This window comes from Ruegeria sp. CF2 (assembly GCF_056537385.1).
This window is the reverse complement of record NZ_JBQFRL010000002.1, coordinates 396,572-413,540: the sequence shown is the minus strand read 5'-3', so window position 1 is coordinate 413,540 and position 16,969 is coordinate 396,572. Positions and strand designations below refer to the sequence as shown.

Sequence of the window (16,969 nt, the reverse complement as noted above, 5' to 3'; positions counted from 1 at the left end):
TCTCGGGCTTTTCAGGTCTTCAAATCAAGTTCCTGCACCAAAGCCCGGGCCATCCGCCGTGTAACTTTTCGCCCATCAAAAAAGGCCTGATTGGGCAGGTCTTTTGCAATCGGTTTCATGTAGAAACGATAGAAGCCCTCGTAGAATTTGTAATTAGTTTCGCACAGAAAAAGTCGGCCCGTCTTTGCGCATGGTAAAATGTCATGCGCAAAGAAACCGACACCGACCGCCTTTTTTACCGCGCTCGCAATTTCCCTGATCTGATCGGTGTTCGGAACAACCAGCTTGGAATGGAAATGGTTCAAGAGCTTGGCGTCGAGGGGTGTACCACGAGTTCGAACGTTTGGCTGCGGCCCCGCTCTAACCCAAGAAAACAGAACCTGTTCGCCCACCGCTTGCGCACGAATGCAGACGTGCCACATCTCACCTTCATACTCGTGACGACAATCGACATACTCGGTGTTGTAACGATCCGTGTCCAACTCTGCGGCATTCCCGACAAGCTGAACCGGAACATGAGCGTTCGAAACTTCGTTCGAGAACGCAGTTTCGAACGAAGACCCAGTCTCGATAAGCCGGAGCATTGGAACCCCTGCCGCTGTCAGAACCTTGTTCTGACGGATCTTGTGCCCGACGACGCGGCCATGTTCGACCGAGTGCAAAATCCTGTGGCCCAGTGCCTCGATTTCAGATTCCCGCGCACGCAGCCAGTCAACTTTTTCGTTCTGAACGACAAACAGCTCGTTGTAGTGAAGAAGAACGTAACTCTGCGGGTCGTCGATCGCACCGCGTGCCATCAATTCGGCAAAGGGCAAAACCTCGGAGGGAACGCCCAGCTTACTCATCACCCGGGTCAGGCGTACGATGATGTTGCGGGACCCTTTGCCCTTGGCCAGGACGCCGGGTTCGTCAAACTCAACCACAAAGAAGCGCGCCAAACCTCATACCTCAAATTTCAGTGCCGCCGGGCGACCGGTCATTCTCTGCAGTCAGCTTACCCTGCAGCTGCGGCCCTTCCCAGCGGGATCTATTTCCGTAGACCCCGATTTCCCAACGTGCCAACACCATCCGTGACGCATTGGATACACCCAAGGGCTTGCGAGGCGGGTTGACCAAGGCTAGGTCCAATACAATCAATTGGAGGCACCATGACCCGATCACCCGAAGCAATCAGCCACGAAATGCTGGACCTGGCCCGCAAGGCCGGAGCCGAAGCGGCCGACACGATCGTGATCGACGGATCCTCGGTCTCGGTCGAGGTGCGTGGAGGCGCTTTGGAGCACGCCGAACGCGCCGAAAGCACCGACGTTGGGTTGCGTGTTTTCATCGGCAAGCAGCAGGCCATTGTATCAGGTTCAGACAGTCGTCCCGAAACGCTTGCAGCCATGGCCGAACGGGCCGTGGCCATGGCGCGCGAAGCGCCCGAGGATCCGTTCGCCGGTCTGGCAGATCCGGAACAACTGGCCAGCGGTTTTTCCGTGGACTCCTTGGAGCTTTTTGACCCCACGCCCGAACCTTCAGCAGACGCACTGATGCAGGACGCGCTGACCGCCGAGGCTGCGGCCCTAGCGGTGGAAGGCGTTACCCAGGTGTCTGATGCGGCGGCATCCTATGGCACCCACCGGGTTCATTTGTCCGCGACAAATGGATTTTCCGGTGGCTATGCGCGCAGCAGCCGCTCGGTTTCATGCGTGGCGATCTCGGGCGAAGGCACCGGGATGGAACGCGACTATGACGGAGACAGCCGCAGCTTTCAGTCCGACCTGCGCAGCCCCGACGAGATCGGCCGGATCGCCGGCGAGCGTGCCGTGCAGCGAGTGGGTGCCCGAAAGCCGGAAACAGGGCGCTTCCCGGTATTGTTCGACGAGCGGATCTCGTCCTCTTTGATCGGGCATCTTCTGGCGGCCAGCAACGGCGCGGCGGTGGCCCGCGGTGCCTCCTGGCTCAAGGACAGCCTGGGCCAGCAGGTGCTGCCTGCACATCTGTCGCTGATCGAGGACCCCCATCGCCCGAGGATTGCGGGATCGCGCCCGTTTGATGCCGAAGGATTGCCGACCGCGCGCCGGATGATCGTCAAAAACGGCGTGCTGACCGGATGGACCCTGGATCTTTCAAGCGCGCGCAAACTGGGCATGAATTCCACCGGGAACGCCGCCCGTGGCGTGTCCGGCCCTCCATCTCCCAGCAACTGGAACCTGAGCCTGACCCAGGGCGAGTCCAGCCGGGACGACCTGCTGCGCGACATGGGAACGGGATTGCTGGTGACCTCGATGATAGGGTCCACCATCAACCCCAATACCGGCGATTACTCACGCGGTGCGTCGGGTTTCTGGGTCGAAAACGGAGAGATCTCGCACCCGGTCAACGAATGCACCATTGCCGGAAACCTGCGGGACATGCTGATGCGGATCATCCCGGCCAACGACGCGCGCACCTATCTGTCCCGGGTCGTGCCCTCGCTTCTGATCGAAGGGATGACACTTGCCGGAAACTGACCTGTCCCTGCTGATCGACGCTGCACGCGAGGCCGGCCGGATTGCCGTCGCCTATGCGGGCCGCGAGATGCAGAGCTGGGACAAACCCAAGGGCGCCGGGCCGGTGACCGAGGCTGATCTGGCCGTCAACGCGATGTTGGAACAACGCCTGCCCAGCGCGCGGCCCGGATATGGCTGGCTGAGCGAGGAGACCGAGGACAATCAGGATCGGTTGACCCGTGACCGGGTGTTCATCATCGACCCGATCGACGGCACCCGCAGCTTTGCCGAAGGGTCGCGGACCTGGGCGCATTCCTTGGCGATCGCCGATCGCGGACAGGTCATCGCCGGCGTGATCTACCTGCCGATGCGCGACATGCTGTTTGCTGCCGCGCGGGGACAGGGGGCAACCCTGAACGGTCAGCCGATCCGGGTGACCGCGGCGGCCACAGAGGCCGAAGCCGAGGTTCTGGCCGCAAAACCGAACCTGAAAGCGGATCATTGGCAGAGCGGGGTCGCGCCGATCTTCCGTCGGGCCTATCGCCCGTCGCTGGCCTACCGTATGGCGCTGGTCGCACAGGGCAGGTTCGACGGGATGCTGACCTTGCGCCCAAGCTGGGAATGGGACATCGCGGCCGGGGATCTGATCCTGCGCGAAGCAGGCGGCACCTGTACTGACCGTACTGGGCGTCCGTTGCGGTTCAACAACCCCAACCCACGGCTGAACGGTGTTGTTGGCGCCGGGTCCGAATTGCATAAGGTGCTGATGGGCCGACTGGATCAGCCAATTCAGGGGCACCGGGCATGAGCAAACCGCGATCCCTCAGCCTGGCGGCCTATCGCGCGTTGTCCTGGGGTGTTCCCAAGCCCACTGGACACAACACGCCGCCTCGCCCCGCGGGTGAGTTGCTTTGGATTCATGTTGCCAACGAACAGCGCCTGCGGGCGGTGAACGACTTTTGCAAGCGGCTGCAGCAGTCCCGGCCAGGGCTGTCGATTCTGTTGACCGTCCCGCCTGACGCTGACCTGACACACTGGGCAGGTTGCGACATGGAATTGGTTCCGCTGCCTGACGAAAAAACCGGCGCGGCGCGTGGATTTCTGGAGCACTGGCAGCCCGACATGGGGCTGTGGGTCGGCGGCGGCCTGATGCCCAACGTGATCACCCGCGCGGCCGAACGCGGTATACCCATGGTCCTGCTTGAAGGCGAGAACGACGTTCGTATTGCCTTTGTCGGGAAATGGCTGCCGGACATCAACCGCTATACCTTTGACTGCTTCCGTGCGATCCACGTCACGTCCGAGGATGCAGCCCGGCAAATCCGACGTCTGGGCGTCCCCGCTTCGAAGGTGGCGCTGTTTCCGCCGCTCAGTATCAGCCCCACCCTTCGCCCCTGGCCCGAGGACGAACTGATCGAGACGAACCATGCGTTGGCAGGGCGGCCGGTCTGGCTGGCGGCGTGGGTCGACGCCAAGGAATTCATCTCGGTTCTCAGCGCACATCGGCAGGCCATGCGGATGCTGCCGAGGCTGGCCCTGATCCTGCATGTCGCGGACATGTCCGAGGCGGCGCCCCTGCGCAAAAGGCTGGAAACGATGGACCTGCGCTGTGCCAACTGGGAAGATGGGGACATGATCGAAGACATGACCCAGGTCATCCTTGCGTCAGACCCCGAGGCCCTTGGCCTTTGGTATCGCGTCTCTCCGGTGACGTTCATGGGCAGCACGCTCGAGTCGGGAATAGGCGGGCATGACCCAATCGCGGCCGCAGCCTTGGGCTCGGCCCTGATCCATGGACCGGACGTGAGCGGCCACAAGGCCCTGTATGACGCGCTTGATCGTGTGGGAGCCGCTCGAGAGATTCGCACCGCCACCGAATTGGGCGACGCTGTCGTTGAATTGCTGGCCCCGGACTTGGCCGCGAACATGGCCCTTGCCGGTTGGCAACTGGTGACCGAGAGCGCGCCCCAGGTGGATACTCTGATCGACATGGTACAGGAACATCTGGACCAGCACGGAGCGGAACATGAGGGCGCCTGAATTCTGGAACAACGCGCCGGATCACCCCGGCCTTCGCGCGAGGCTGCTGGCGCCGCTTGGCCGCGTCTATGCGCGGGCAACGGCGCGGCGGGTGGCGTCGGGGCCCGGGGTTGATCCGGGTGTACCCGTGATCTGCGTCGGCAACCTGAATGCTGGCGGCACTGGAAAAACGCCGACGGCAATATGGGTTCTGGAACAGTTGCGTGACGCGTATCACACGCCGCATGTGGTCACCCGCGGCCATGGCGGATCGCTTGAGGGGCCGGTTCGGGTCGACCCGGTCCGACACACGGCGGCGCAGGTCGGAGACGAGCCATTGTTGCTGGCGGCCTTCGCCGAGGTCTGGGTCGCCAAGGATCGTGCCGCCGGCGCCCGCGCCGCCGTCGAGAACGGCGCTACCGTGATCGTGCTGGACGACGGGTTCCAGAACCCCTCGGTGGCCAAGACATTCTCGATCGTCGTTGTGGATGCGGCCCGCGGCTTTGGCAACGGCATGTGTCTGCCGGCCGGACCGCTGCGCGAGCCGGTCGATGTCGGGTTGCAACGGGCCGACCTGGTATTGTCGCTGGGTGACTTGGCCGCGCAGGAGCGGTTCGCGCAGCTATGGGGCGACAAGCTGGGCGTTCCGCACGCAACCGGTCAGGTGACGGCGCTGCAAACCGGGATGGACTGGAGCGAGACTCCGGTTCTGGCCTTTGCCGGTATCGGCCACCCCGAGAAGTTCTTTCAGACCTTGCGCCAACAGGGCGCGCGGCTGCTGCGGGCCGAGGCGCTGGACGATCACCAGCCGCTGACGCCGGCCCTGATGACCCGGCTGGAGAACGAGGCGCGGTTGCTGGGTGCGCAGATGGTCACCACCGAAAAAGACGCGGTTCGCCTGCCGCCCGCCTTCCGCAGCAAGGTCATCACCCTGCCGGTGCGCCTGCAGGTGGATCAGGCCGACGACTTGCGTCAGCGGCTGCTGACGGCCGCGCCGCCGCCCTAGTCGTCTTCGCCCAGTTTCGGGGCGGGGCGCGACAGGTTCAGATCGGCATCCGAAAAGACGAACGGCGCGCGAATCCCCGGCACACCGTCCAGGTCGATCTGCATGCCGCGCGCGATCACCTGCGGATCGGCCATGACCTCGTCCAGCGTGTTGATCGGCCCGGCGGGGATGCCTTGCGCCTCACAGGCGGCCAGCAGGTCGGCCTTGGCCCAAGTCGCCGTGGCCCCGTTCAGCCGGGCGATCAGGGTGCGGCGATTGGCCAACCTGTCCTTGTTGTGCAGATATTCGGGCGCCTCGGCCATGTCGGGCAGGTTCAATACCTGGCACAGGCGCTGATATTGCCGATCATTGCCGGTGGCGATGATGATGTGACCGTCGGCACAGTCGAACACCTGGTAGGGCGCCAGGTTCACATGTGCATTGCCCATGCGCTGCGGCACCTCGCCGGTGGTCAGATAGTTCAGCGCCTGGTTTGCCGTGACCGCCACGGCCACGTCCAGCAAGGCCATGTCCACATGCTGCCCGCGCCCGGTGCGCTGGCGCTGGTGCAGGGCGGCCAGAACCCCGGCCACCGCATAAATGCCGGTGAACACGTCGGTGATCGCCACACCTGCCTTCTGCGGTTGGCCGTCGGGCTCTCCGGTCACGGACATCAGCCCCGACATGCCCTGGATGATGAAATCATACCCGGCCCGGTGCGCATAAGGCCCGGTCTGCCCAAACCCGGTGATCGAGCAATAGACGAGGCGCGGGTTCAACTGGCTGAGGTTGTCAAAGTCCAGCCCGTATTTCTTCAGCCCGCCGACCTTGAAATTCTCGATCACCACATCGGCGTCAGCGACCAGCGCGCGCACCTTCTGCTGCCCTTCGGGGGTCGAGAAATCGGCGATCACAGACGCCTTGCCGCGATTGGTCGAATGGTAATAGGCCGCCGAGACATCCTGATCGCGGGTCACGAAGGGCGGACCCCAGGCGCGGGTGTCGTCGCCGGCCGGGGATTCCACCTTGATGACCTCGGCGCCCAGATCGGCAAAGGTCTGGCCGGCCCAGGGGCCAGCCAGAATGCGCGCCAGTTCGACAACCTTGAGACCGGCCAGAGGCCCGGTCATCAGTTGCCCAGTTCCTTTTCGATCAGCGCCTTGAACTCGTCATAGGACTGGTTGTCGACCTTCTTGCCGTTGACGACAAAGGACGGGGTGGCCTGGATACCGTCTTTCTCGGCGTTTTTCTGATACCAGGCGACGAGGGTCTGCGCCTTGGTGCCGTCCTGCAGGCAGGCTTCCAGCTGATCGTTGCTCAGCCCGGCCAGACGGCCGATCTTGCGCAGTTCTTCCACGATCTCGGCCGGGCCGCCGGCGCGTGTCCATTCGGACTGGCCCTGATAGATCAGGTCGGTGATGCCAAAGAACTTTTCGGGGCCACCGCAGCGCGCCACCATCGACGCCCAGATACCGTAGCGGTCGAAATAGACCTCGCGGTAGATGAATTTGACCTTGCCGGTGTCGATGTATTCCTTCTTGAGCTGCTTGTAAGGCCCCTGATGGAAGTTCGCGCAGTGCGGGCAGGTATAGGACGCGTATTCGATGATCTCGACCGGCGCATCCTCGGCCCCCTGCACCATTTCGACAATGGTCGAGGTGTCCAGATCGGCGTTTTGCGCTTCGGCGCTGCCGACCAGTTGTGGCACAGGCACGGTGCTTGGCGATTGGGTCAGCCAATAGCCGCCTGCGGCCAGCGCCACGGCCGCGCAGATTACGGTTGCAATACGGCTCATACTCAGCCCTTTCTCAGCGTTTTTGTTTGGATAGAACGTTCCGGCCCAGTCGTTCAAGGGCAGCACGCAAGTCTTGGTCGTGAACCTCGCGCGTCACTTTGTCTGCCTCGGCAACGATTTCCGGTGCGATGGTGGGTTTCGCCTGTTTCGGCCGATGCTCGAAACTGGCCTGCCCCTCGGCAAATCCTGTGGGAGCGGTCTGGGTGATGCGGATGCGGCTGATGGCACTGTAGCCATAGACGGCATTCACCTTGTCGCGCAGACGGTCCTTCTGCATCTCGAGCATCGGGGCCTGAGGTCCGGTGGTCAGCACGGTCAATGTGGCGCCGAACCCACCCTTTCCATAGCCCACCTTGACCGGTCGGGCGATGGCGGCGATGTCGGGGCCCACGATATCGGCCCAATGGGTCAACAGGCGCGACACGGCAAAGCCGCGGCTTTCACCGGCTTTGCGGATCCGATCGCTCAGCAAGGACGCGGTGCGTTTGAACCCGCGGGTGGTGGACCGTCTTGGTTGCATCTGGTTTCCAGCTCCTGCGCCGCTATTGTAATGGGCGTGCATCCGGGCGCCAGCGAAACCCGACAGAGAAATGGATAAAACTTGCGTGACATCGCCACTTTCGACCTGAGCCGCAGCCTGCTTGCCTGGTACGACCGCCATGCCCGCGACCTGCCGTGGCGGGTCAGCCCCGCCGACAGGGCGGCAGGCGTGCAACCCGACCCCTATCGCGTGTGGCTGTCCGAGGTGATGTTGCAGCAGACCACAGTGGCCGCCGTGCAGGGTTATTTCCTGCGCTTCACCGCGCGTTGGCCGGATGTCCGGGCGCTGGCCGCTGCGCCCGATGACCAGGTGATGGCGGAATGGGCCGGGCTGGGTTATTACGCCCGCGCCCGCAACCTGCTGAAATGCGCCCGCGCGGTGGTGGACCAGCACGACGGGCGCTTTCCAGACAGCCATGATGCGCTGCTGAAGCTGCCCGGCATCGGCCCTTACACCGCCGCGGCCATCGCGGCCATCGCCTTTGACCGGCCGGAAACCGTGCTGGACGGAAATGTCGAGCGGGTCATGGCCCGGCTGCATGACATCCACGACCCGTTGCCGAAATCGAAACCTCTGCTGAAGGCGAAAGCCGCCGCGCTGACCCCGGAGGAACGCCCCGGCGATTATGCCCAGGCGGTGATGGATCTGGGGGCCACGATCTGTACGCCGAAATCTCCGGCCTGTGGCATCTGCCCCCTGCGAGACCCGTGCCAGGCCCGCGCTGCCGGAACCCAGGCAGAGTTGCCGCGCAAGACGCCCAAGGCACCGAAGCCCACCCGGCTTGGCCACGTCTACATCGCGCAGCGCGCCGATGGCGCAATCCTGTTGGAGCGCCGCCCGGAAACGGGGCTGTTGGGCGGGATGCTGGGCTTTCCGGGCTCGGACTGGTCCGAGGACGCGGCCGAGGCGCCGCCCTTTCCGGCCGATTGGACCCTGCTGCCCGCCGAGGTGCGCCATACCTTTACCCATTTCCACCTGATCCTGCGCGTCTGGACCACCGCCGTACCCGCAGAGGTGAGCCCCGAGGGGTTGCTGGTGATGCCCAAACATGCCTTTCGCCCCGGCGACCTTCCGACCGTGATGCGCAAGGCGCATGATCTGTGGCGCGGCAGTTCTGCATCTGGGAAAATGGATCGGGCAGGATTATCCTGACGGCAGAGTTTCGGAGCCTGACCATGATCTCGACTGATACCCTGTCGCGCTGGCAATCAGCCCTTCCTTTCTGGGTTTCGTTCATATTGATCCCGATCCTGTGGTTCACTGCTTTCGCCGGTGGCTGGTGGGTGCTGCTGGTGCCGCTGTCCACCTGGTGGTTGTTTGCGGCGCTGGACGGCCTGACCGGGCTGAACCTTGAAAACGCCGACCCCGAAACGCCCGAGGACGCGCTGCGCTGGTACGTCCTGCTGACCAAGGCCTGGGTTCCGGTCCAGTTTTTCACGCTCTATGGCCTGATCTGGTACGCCACCCGCGCCGAACATCTGTCATCACTGGAAAAGATCGGGCTGTTCTTCGGGATGGGCGTGATCTCGGGCACGATCGGCATCAACTACAGCCACGAACTGATGCACCAGAAGGGCCGGCTGGAGCGGTGGCTGGGCGACATCCTGCTGGCGATGGTTCTGTATTCGCATTTCCGGTCCGAACACTTGCTGGTGCATCACCGTTATGTGGGCACGCCGCGCGACCCGGTGACCGCGCGCTACAACGAAGGGTTCCACCGCTTTTATCCGCGCGTCCTGCGCCAGTGCCTGGTGTCCGCGTTTCAGGCCGAAAAGGCCAAGCTGGCGCGCAAGGGGCTGAACTGGACGGACCGGGCAAACCCGTTCTGGCGGTATTGGGCGCTGCAGGGGCTGATGCTGGCGCTGGCGCTGCTGCTCGGCGGATGGGCGGGGCTGGGGCTGTTCCTGGTTCAGGCGGGCACCGCGATCTGGCAGCTGGAGCTGGTCAACTATGTCGAACATTACGGCCTGACGCGCAAATACCTGGGCGACGGCAAATACGAGCACGTCCGGCCGCGCCATTCGTGGAACGCCGCGCACAAGGCCTCGAACTGGCTGCTGATCAATCTGCAACGCCACTCGGACCACCATTACAAGCCCAACCGGCGGTTTCCGCTGCTGCAGAACCACCCTGCCGAAGCGGCCCCGCAACTGCCCTATGGCTATCCGGTGATGACGATCGCGGCGATGGTCCCGCCGCTGTGGCGGCGTGTGATGAACCCGCGGGTGCGGGCTTGGCGGCGACAGTACTACCCCGAGATCACGGACTGGAAGCCGTACAACAAGGCAATGCTTCCGATGCCACGGTCCTGAGAGCGGTCAACGAAGCGCCCAGATATCGACCGGCCGCTCGACGCCGCCAACCGCCTGTGCATCGTGGCGCTGGAACCCGTTCATCAGATCGGCAGCCGTCGACGCTTCGCTTAGGGCCTTTTCGCGCAGCGCGTCGCTGATGACAATCCGCGCACCCATCTTTCGCGTCATTGCTTCAAGCTTGGCAGCCAGATTGACCGCGTCTCCGATCACCGCGAATTCCAGCCGGTTGGCCCCGATGTCGCCCAGAACGACCGGACCGTAGTGAACACCGATGCCAACCTGAATCTCCTGCTCGCCTGCCCGTCGGCGTTCCAGATTCCAACGGTCGATGATGTCAGCCATTGACCGCGCGCAGGACAGGGCGTTGACCGCGTCCAGCGGAGTTGGAACCGGCGTGCCGAACGTGGCCATCAGCCCGTCGCCCAGATACTTGTCCAAGGTTCCGTGGTGATGGAACACCTCGGCCTCCATTCGCGCATGGAAGCCCCGCAACACCTCGATCACTTCATACGGGTCGCGGCCGGCAGCGAATTTCGTGAAGCCGACGATGTCGATGAACAGAACCGCGATGTTTTCCTTGCGCACCTGCTTGAGCGGCTCGTCGTTCTGGCTCAGTTCCTCGACCACGTTGGGCGAGAAGTATCGCGACAGGTTGGCGCGTTCCCGTTCCAGCCCGGCATTCGAGATCAACAGGCGATTGAGCCGCCGCATCGACACGCCCAGCGTAACCGCGACCATCATGAACACGATCACCTCTTGCACACGCATCGGAACCATGAAGCTGTTGGGGTCCAACAATTCAGCCACGGCCGGATAGCCCTGCAACGCGGCGGCAACCTTTTCGCTGAGCCCTGAGATGGGCGTGGCCACCCACCAGGCGACGATCCAGCCCGCCGTCCACATCAGGGCCGTCCAGCTGCCCATGGCGATCACCGTGCGCCAGGAATAGGCCAGCGTACCTGCGGCCAGGATGATGAAGAAATACTGGAAATTGTCGAACCGGTACTGCATCGCCAGCGGGCGCACATCGTCGCTGAACGGGTTGGGAACGACCATGCCCAGCGTCATGATCAGCAGATCGGCGAAAATCAGCAGAAGCTCGATCCGGGATTGGCCCACACGGCCAGCGCGCCGGATCAGCCAGCCGTTGCCGCAGAGCAGCAGCAGGATGAAATGATACCACATCACATCCCAGTTCGGATTCAGAAACACCAGCAGGACACCGGTCAACGCCATGGCGATCCAGCGGGCGCGGACGGCCAGTTCCAGCCCCTCGCGCTTGTGCCGTTCCAGCGCGGCTTCGGTGTATTTGTTGTCCAAATTGAATTTGTCCGGCGTGGTCACGAAAAACCGCTGAAACCGGGATTGGCTGGCCGTGGTATCAGACATTTCTGATGCTCCCTCGCTATGTAGCGGGATATGGGGTCGCACCATCCAAACATCACGGGGCCAAAAACAAAAGACCCCGCCGGGTTCGGCGGGGCAAGGCTTGGTACCATGTGTCAGGCCACAGGCACCGGCGGTATTGGTGTGATCAGTTGTGCAGTTCGGCCCGGATCTGCTGGCGCAGCACGTCGATCGGAACGGTTTTTCCGTCGCGCTTGAAGCACCAGTATGTCCAGCCATTGCAGGACGGCGCGTTTTCCAGATGCGCGCCCACCTGATGGATCGAGCCCTTGATGTTGTCGCCCACCAGCGTGCCGTCGGCCCGCACCTTGGCCTTGTGCCGCTGGTTCATCGAATACAGCTCTTCGCCCGGGCGCAGCATGCCGCGTTCGACCAGCTGGCCGAAAGGCACGCGCGGCTCGGCGCGTTTGCTGGCGCTGACCTCCAGCGCGTCACGGTCGAACTTGCGCACCTTGGCGATGCGCTTTTCGGCCACCTTGCGATAGCTGTCCTCACGCTCGATCCCGATGAACTCGCGGCCCAGCATCTTGGCCACCGCGCCGGTGGTTCCGGTGCCGAAGAACGGGTCAAGCACCACGTCGCCCGGATTGGTCGAACCAACCAGAACCCTGTGCAACAGCGACTCGGGCTTCTGCGTCGGGTGCGCTTTGTCACCATTTTCATCTTTCAGGCGCTCGTGGCCCGTGCAGATCGGCAGCACCCAGTCGCTGCGCATCTGCACGCCTTCATTCAAGGCCTTCAGCGCCTCATAGTTGAAGGTGTATTTCGCGCCTTCCCGCTTGCTGGCCCAGATCATCGTCTCATGCGCGTTGGTGAACCGCTTGCCGCGGAAATTCGGCATCGGGTTCGACTTGCGCCAGATCACGTCGTTCAGGATCCAATAGCCCGCATCCTGCAGGGCCGAGCCCACGCGGAAGATGTTGTGATACGAGCCGATCACCCAGATCGCCCCATTGGGCTTGAGCAGGCGATGCGCGGCCTTCAGCCACTCGCGGGTAAACTGGTCATAGGCGGCAAAGCTCGAGAACTGGTCCCAATGATCATCGACCGCATCCACCTGGCTGTTGTCCGGGCGATGCAACTGTCCTTTCAGCTGCAAATTATACGGCGGATCCGCAAAAATCAGGTCGACCGACGCCTCGGGAAGACTGTTCATCACCTCGATGCAGTCGCCAGATAGAATCGTGTTTAAAGGGAGCGCGGATGCGCCCTTTGTCTTGGTAGTTGTCATGTCTCTGCCTCAAGTTCCACGGCGCTTTTGCGCTCATTTGGTTGAGACTAGGATGAGTCAAACCGGATTCGGCGTCAAATTCTTTTTTGAATCAGGGGGTTACGATTTACTCTTGATACAAGATATTGTGGACGGGCTTGAATGAACGTCTATGGTGTGGGGTTACCCCAAGATTTTGCAGCGCGTCGCGGTGTTGTTTGGACGGATAGCCCGCATTGGTTTCCCAGCCGTAGCCCGGATGCTGTTGCGCCAAATCCACCATCAGTTGATCGCGCCAATTCTTTGCAAGGATCGACGCCGCCGCGATCGAGACTGACTTCGCATCCCCCTTGACCACAGCCTGCGCCGGCAGGGTCAGCCCTTTGGGGATCAGATTGCCGTCGATCAACAGGTAGTCCGGCGCAGGATGCAGGGCGGCGACGGCGCGCTCCATCGCCAGATGAGAGGCATACAAGATATTGAGGTCATCAATTTCCTCAACCGACGCCTCGGCAATGGCAAACTCGGCCCGGGCGCGCAGATCTTCGTCAAGGGTACGCCGCCTTCGCGCCGTCAGCTTCTTGGAGTCATTCAAACCGTCGGGGATGTCTTGCGGGTTCAGAATGGCCGCGGCCGCCACGACCGGACCGGCCAACGGGCCGCGGCCCACCTCGTCTACACCTGCTATTCGGGGATAGCCCTGCGCAATCAGCGCCTGTTCCATTTCAAACGTCGGAGTCGTCATCCCCTCGGCAAACCGTTTTTTGGCCCGAACCGCAACAAAAAAGAAGGAGGCGACCTAGGCCGCCCCCTTCCCGCACAGCGCTTCTGCGGCGCTGCTCCTGCTCGAAACCGATTACTGGTAAACCACGCGGTATCCTTTCTGGCGCAGACAGGCGGGTTCGTAGGCCCGCTTCACCTTCTTGCCGTCCCAGAACCCCACTTTGCACTGTTGTGGCAGGCTATTGGCATGTTTGTAGTGTTTCTCGAGGCAATTCGGACCCAGCAAAGGACGTTTCTTCGAATAGCCGTTGTAGGTCTTCAGGCAACGCTGCGGCAGGTCATAGCGGGCGACACGCCGGGGCAGCGGGCGGATATGATCGGGCCGAACGTTTTGCGGCTGGTAGACATAGTTGTTCTGCCGGGTGACACGCTCTTTGCGCTTTTCCTTGTTATAGTGATTGACGGCCGCGCCGATGATGGCAATGGCCGCCAACCCGCCCAGAATGTCATGGGCGTCGGCCGCCTTGGCCTGGGATGCGGAAACGCCGGTGATGGCGACTGCGGTGGCGACGACGAGGGCGATGAACTTCCGGTGCATGACAAGTGTCCTTTCAAAGCTGGACGCGGCGCCACTGGCTAACCGCGAAACTGATGCAACAGCTTTCGGCCACCCGCCGACAGACAAGCAATAACGGCCCGGTGTTATCCGATATCATCGCCGCAAACCCTTTGAGATATTGAATATCGTGCCAAGCCATGCGCAGGATGCAGCCTATGAAACAGATCCTCTCTTTCCTGGTCGTTGCGACGTTGATATCGCTGAGCACCACCGTCTCGGCGGCCGAATGCTATGCCGATTACAAGGCCAAACAGGACAACCCGCTGCGCCTGCACTATGGCGTGATGCAAGTGTCCGCCTGCAAAAAGGGGCAAGCCAAGCAAGAGGTGGCCAAAAGGCTGAAATCCTCGGGGTGGACGTTGCTCAACGTGATCAGCGTTTTCGGACCGGAAGGGTTGGATCAAAGGAAGGCCAATGCCGGAAAATTCTATCTCCGTTTCTGAGGCGCGGCGGTCTGGCACCCGGCTGGTTGGAGCAGGCATCGCCGCAATTGTCGTGATCCTGATCACGGCCGCAGCCTTCTTGTTCTGGACCCTGCCCGATGCCAATGCTTTCAACGCCCGGGTCGAGCGGCTGTTCGTCGAAAGCGATCTGACCACCCAGGCTGAAATCCGATTGCTGGAGATCCTCGCGCAATCCGGAACCGCATTTGCCGACACGCTGGCCAGCTACCGGATGGTGATCTTCGTGCTGCTGATCTTTGCCACGGCCATGCTGTTGGCCGCCTTGGTCTTTCTGGTAATGCTGGTGACGTTGAACCGTAGAATGGCCCAGATCGAGCGCACGGGAATCCAGGTCACGTCGCTGCTGATCAGTCGCGAAGAGAACACCGTCTACCTGAACAACATGGATTTCAAGCTGACGCCCGCAGCGATGGAAACGCTGGCCGTCCTGGCCGAGTCCCGTCTCGACGACGAAGTGCTGTCGGGGGTTCAGATCGAAGCCATGATCTCTGGCCGAGACATATCGGACTGTGACGAAGCCGCCGGGGCCACGCGCATCAAACGGCTGCGGGACGCGCTGGGCAATCAGATGGTCAGCGAGCTGTTGGTCAAAAACATCGCCAAAAAGGGATATATGCTGGCGATCGAAAAAGACGTGATCCAGATGGTCTGACCGCCTCGGCCGTGGATCGTAATCGGTAAATTCTGTGTTGCGCCCCTTGGAAATCGGGCTGCAAGAGCCCATCCTCTAGGGACCCGGGCAAGGGAGACGGCCGATGAATGTCCACGCCACACGGAATACGAACGGCTACGGAATTTCGATCGAAACGCTTGACGGCAGGGTTGCCATCTACCGCGATGACATCCTTCTGGCTGAAAGCACGAATGCCAAGGTCATGTATGAAACCCGGCTGCCGCCTGCGATTTATGTTCCGCGCGAAGACGTGCGCGTTGATCTGAGCGGTGAGACCGAGTTGCAGACCTTCTGCCCGTTCAAGGGCACGGCAACCTATCACGATGTCCTGCTTGGCGACGAACGGTTGGCAAACTCGGTTTGGGCCTACGAGGATTCCCTGCCTGAAAGCAAAGCCATTCAGGGTCACATCGGCTTCATGCCTGCGGCCTACACTCATATCGATCTGGGCGAAAATCAATTGCGCCAACCGCGAGACGGCAACATCAGCGGCCCGTTGATCGATTGGTTGATGCGTGGCGCGGGGTCGATCTCAACACCGGAAGATTTCACCAAGACCCTGGCCGAAAAAATGCTGGAACACGGCATCGCCATTCAACGCCTCAGCATCCTTGTCTGGTCGCTGCATCCCCTGATCGCAGGCAAGCACTACATCTGGGAAAAGGGTGCCGAGGAGATTTCGACCAATATTCCAACTTACGAGATTCACGACCACCCCGCGTTCATCAACAGCCCCTTGCGGCATGTCTCGAACGGGTTGGGCGGCGTTCGGCAACGGCTGAACGTAGACAACCCCCACAACAGTTTCCCCATCATGGAGGACCTGCGCGCCAAGGGGGGCACCGATTACGTGGCAATGCCTCTGCCGTTTTCCGACGGGCGTATCAATGTCCTGACGTTGACCTGCGACCACCCCAACGGCTTTACCACGGAAAACCTGGGGCTTGTCTTTGAGTGCTCGGCCGTCATCGCCCGGTACTACGAGGTGTTCATGCAGCGCGAGAATGCCCAGGCCCTTCTCGAGACCTATGTGGGCAAACGAACCGGGGCCCGCGTTTTGGGCGGCGACATTCGTCGCGGCGACGGAGACGACATCGACGCGGCCATCATGTTCTGTGACCTGCGCAACTCGACCAGCCTGGAAGAGGATCTGGGCCGCACGGAATACATCAACCTGTTGAACGAATTCTTCGAAACGGTGTCCGGCATCGTCCACGACAACGACGGTGAGGTTCTGAAATTCATCGGCGACGCCGTTCTTGCGGTTTTCCCGGCAGGTGAGGACCCCGGCAAGGCACGGTCAGACGCTCAGCGCAGTGCCGTTGAAATCGTCGAGAAATTGGCCGAGCTGCGTCGCTCCGACAAGAGCCGGCAATGCGATTGTTCGATCGGTGTATCGTTCGGGCGTGTCACGTACGGAAATGTCGGTTCGCGCGAGCGGCTTGATTTCACGGTGATCGGACATGCGGCTAATGTCGCGGCGCGGTTGGGCGAGTTCGGCAAGCTCAATGGCCATCGGATCGTCGTGTCCGAAGATATCGAGCCGGCCTGTTCCCGGGCCGTCCCACTGGGGCCGGTCGACCTGCACAACGTTTCGCATCCGGTGAAGTCTTTTGCCTTGCAGACATCGGCTGACACGGTTCTGGACGCCTGAGCATCCGGCACCCTTGCCCCCCGATCCCAAATAGCCACTCATAGCTGCGCACGGCACTGGTGCGCATTCTGATCCTGGCGCGAGGTACTG

At 61.9% G+C, this 16,969-nt stretch carries 17 protein-coding genes; 9 read left to right on the top strand and 8 right to left on the bottom strand.

Annotated elements, in window-relative coordinates:
- Positions 1-11: 11 nt before the first annotated feature.
- On the bottom strand, positions 12-797 hold the full coding sequence (locus ACR0IR_RS13045) for a hypothetical protein (RefSeq protein WP_480779124.1): 786 nt from the start codon (positions 795-797) through the stop codon (positions 12-14).
- A gap of 351 nt (positions 798-1,148) precedes the next feature.
- On the opposite strand from ACR0IR_RS13045, the gene ACR0IR_RS13040 reads away from it, so the two are divergent.
- Genes ACR0IR_RS13040 through lpxK form a run of 4 tightly spaced genes read left to right on the top strand, consistent with a single transcriptional unit; the run spans position 1,149 to position 5,499 of the window.
- On the top strand, positions 1,149-2,495 hold the full coding sequence (locus ACR0IR_RS13040; protein WP_170364236.1) for a TldD/PmbA family protein: 1,347 nt from the start codon (positions 1,149-1,151) through the stop codon (positions 2,493-2,495).
- Positions 2,482-3,282, top strand: coding sequence for a 3'(2'),5'-bisphosphate nucleotidase CysQ (locus ACR0IR_RS13035; protein WP_170364235.1), 801 nt, complete (start codon positions 2,482-2,484; stop codon positions 3,280-3,282). Before ACR0IR_RS13040 ends, ACR0IR_RS13035 begins: the two co-directional genes overlap by 14 nt.
- A complete protein-coding gene (locus ACR0IR_RS13030) occupies positions 3,279-4,514 on the top strand; it encodes a 3-deoxy-D-manno-octulosonic acid transferase (RefSeq protein WP_170364234.1) in 1,236 nt (411 codons plus the stop codon). Before ACR0IR_RS13035 ends, ACR0IR_RS13030 begins: the two co-directional genes overlap by 4 nt.
- On the top strand, positions 4,501-5,499 hold the full coding sequence (gene lpxK, locus ACR0IR_RS13025; RefSeq protein ID WP_170364233.1) for a tetraacyldisaccharide 4'-kinase: 999 nt from the start codon (positions 4,501-4,503) through the stop codon (positions 5,497-5,499). The genes ACR0IR_RS13030 and lpxK overlap by 14 nt, the downstream gene beginning before the upstream one ends.
- Here lpxK and ACR0IR_RS13020 read toward each other — a convergent pair.
- From ACR0IR_RS13020 to ACR0IR_RS13010, 3 genes are read right to left on the bottom strand one after another with little or no spacing between them, the layout of a single operon-like run.
- Positions 5,496-6,608, bottom strand: a complete 1,113-nt coding sequence (locus ACR0IR_RS13020; RefSeq protein WP_170364232.1) for a CaiB/BaiF CoA transferase family protein — start codon at positions 6,606-6,608, stop codon at positions 5,496-5,498. The genes lpxK and ACR0IR_RS13020 overlap by 4 nt on opposite strands.
- Entirely contained in the window at positions 6,608-7,273 is a 666-nt protein-coding gene (locus ACR0IR_RS13015; RefSeq protein WP_170360782.1) for a DsbA family protein, read from the bottom strand. Before ACR0IR_RS13015 ends, ACR0IR_RS13020 begins: the two co-directional genes overlap by 1 nt.
- A gap of 13 nt (positions 7,274-7,286) precedes the next feature.
- Complete coding sequence (locus ACR0IR_RS13010) at positions 7,287-7,793, bottom strand: DUF721 domain-containing protein (protein WP_170342209.1); 507 nt, start codon at positions 7,791-7,793, stop codon at positions 7,287-7,289.
- An 81-nt stretch (positions 7,794-7,874) separates the two neighbouring features.
- On the opposite strand from ACR0IR_RS13010, the gene mutY reads away from it, so the two are divergent.
- Positions 7,875-8,966: an A/G-specific adenine glycosylase gene (gene mutY, locus ACR0IR_RS13005; RefSeq protein ID WP_170364231.1), complete on the top strand. Its 1,092-nt coding sequence runs from the start codon at positions 7,875-7,877 to the stop codon at positions 8,964-8,966.
- A 23-nt stretch (positions 8,967-8,989) separates the two neighbouring features.
- Positions 8,990-10,126 carry an alkane 1-monooxygenase gene (locus tag ACR0IR_RS13000; protein ID WP_170364230.1) on the top strand — a complete coding sequence of 379 codons (1,137 nt, stop codon included), beginning with the start codon at positions 8,990-8,992 and terminating at the stop codon, positions 10,124-10,126.
- Positions 10,127-10,132: 6 nt separating this feature from the next.
- Here the strand turns inward: ACR0IR_RS13000 and ACR0IR_RS12995 are convergent, their stop codons facing one another.
- The 4 genes from ACR0IR_RS12995 to ACR0IR_RS12980 all read right to left on the bottom strand — a co-directional run bounded on the left by ACR0IR_RS12995 (position 10,133) and on the right by ACR0IR_RS12980 (position 14,067).
- The gene (locus ACR0IR_RS12995) at positions 10,133-11,518 is read right to left on the bottom strand and encodes an adenylate/guanylate cyclase domain-containing protein (RefSeq protein WP_170364229.1); all 1,386 of its coding nucleotides are present in this window, start codon (positions 11,516-11,518) and stop codon (positions 10,133-10,135) included.
- 145 nt (positions 11,519-11,663) lie between these two features.
- Positions 11,664-12,767, bottom strand: a complete 1,104-nt coding sequence (locus ACR0IR_RS12990; RefSeq protein ID WP_170341272.1) for a site-specific DNA-methyltransferase — start codon at positions 12,765-12,767, stop codon at positions 11,664-11,666.
- 106 nt (positions 12,768-12,873) lie between these two features.
- Positions 12,874-13,491, bottom strand: a complete 618-nt coding sequence (locus tag ACR0IR_RS12985; RefSeq protein ID WP_170364228.1) for a ribonuclease HII — start codon at positions 13,489-13,491, stop codon at positions 12,874-12,876.
- 111 nt (positions 13,492-13,602) lie between these two features.
- Positions 13,603-14,067, bottom strand: coding sequence for a hypothetical protein (locus tag ACR0IR_RS12980; RefSeq protein WP_170364227.1), 465 nt, complete (start codon positions 14,065-14,067; stop codon positions 13,603-13,605).
- Between the two features lie 176 nt (positions 14,068-14,243).
- On the opposite strand from ACR0IR_RS12980, the gene ACR0IR_RS12975 reads away from it, so the two are divergent.
- The 3 genes from ACR0IR_RS12975 to ACR0IR_RS12965 all read left to right on the top strand — a co-directional run bounded on the left by ACR0IR_RS12975 (position 14,244) and on the right by ACR0IR_RS12965 (position 16,879).
- On the top strand, positions 14,244-14,531 hold the full coding sequence (locus ACR0IR_RS12975) for a hypothetical protein (protein WP_093964235.1): 288 nt from the start codon (positions 14,244-14,246) through the stop codon (positions 14,529-14,531).
- Entirely contained in the window at positions 14,503-15,204 is a 702-nt protein-coding gene (locus tag ACR0IR_RS12970; RefSeq protein ID WP_093964234.1) for a winged helix-turn-helix domain-containing protein, read from the top strand. The genes ACR0IR_RS12975 and ACR0IR_RS12970 overlap by 29 nt, the downstream gene beginning before the upstream one ends.
- A 103-nt stretch (positions 15,205-15,307) precedes the next feature.
- Positions 15,308-16,879 (top strand): DUF427 domain-containing protein, encoded by a 1,572-nt coding sequence (locus ACR0IR_RS12965; RefSeq protein WP_170364226.1) that lies wholly within the window; start codon positions 15,308-15,310, stop codon positions 16,877-16,879.
- Positions 16,880-16,969: the final 90 nt, after the last annotated feature.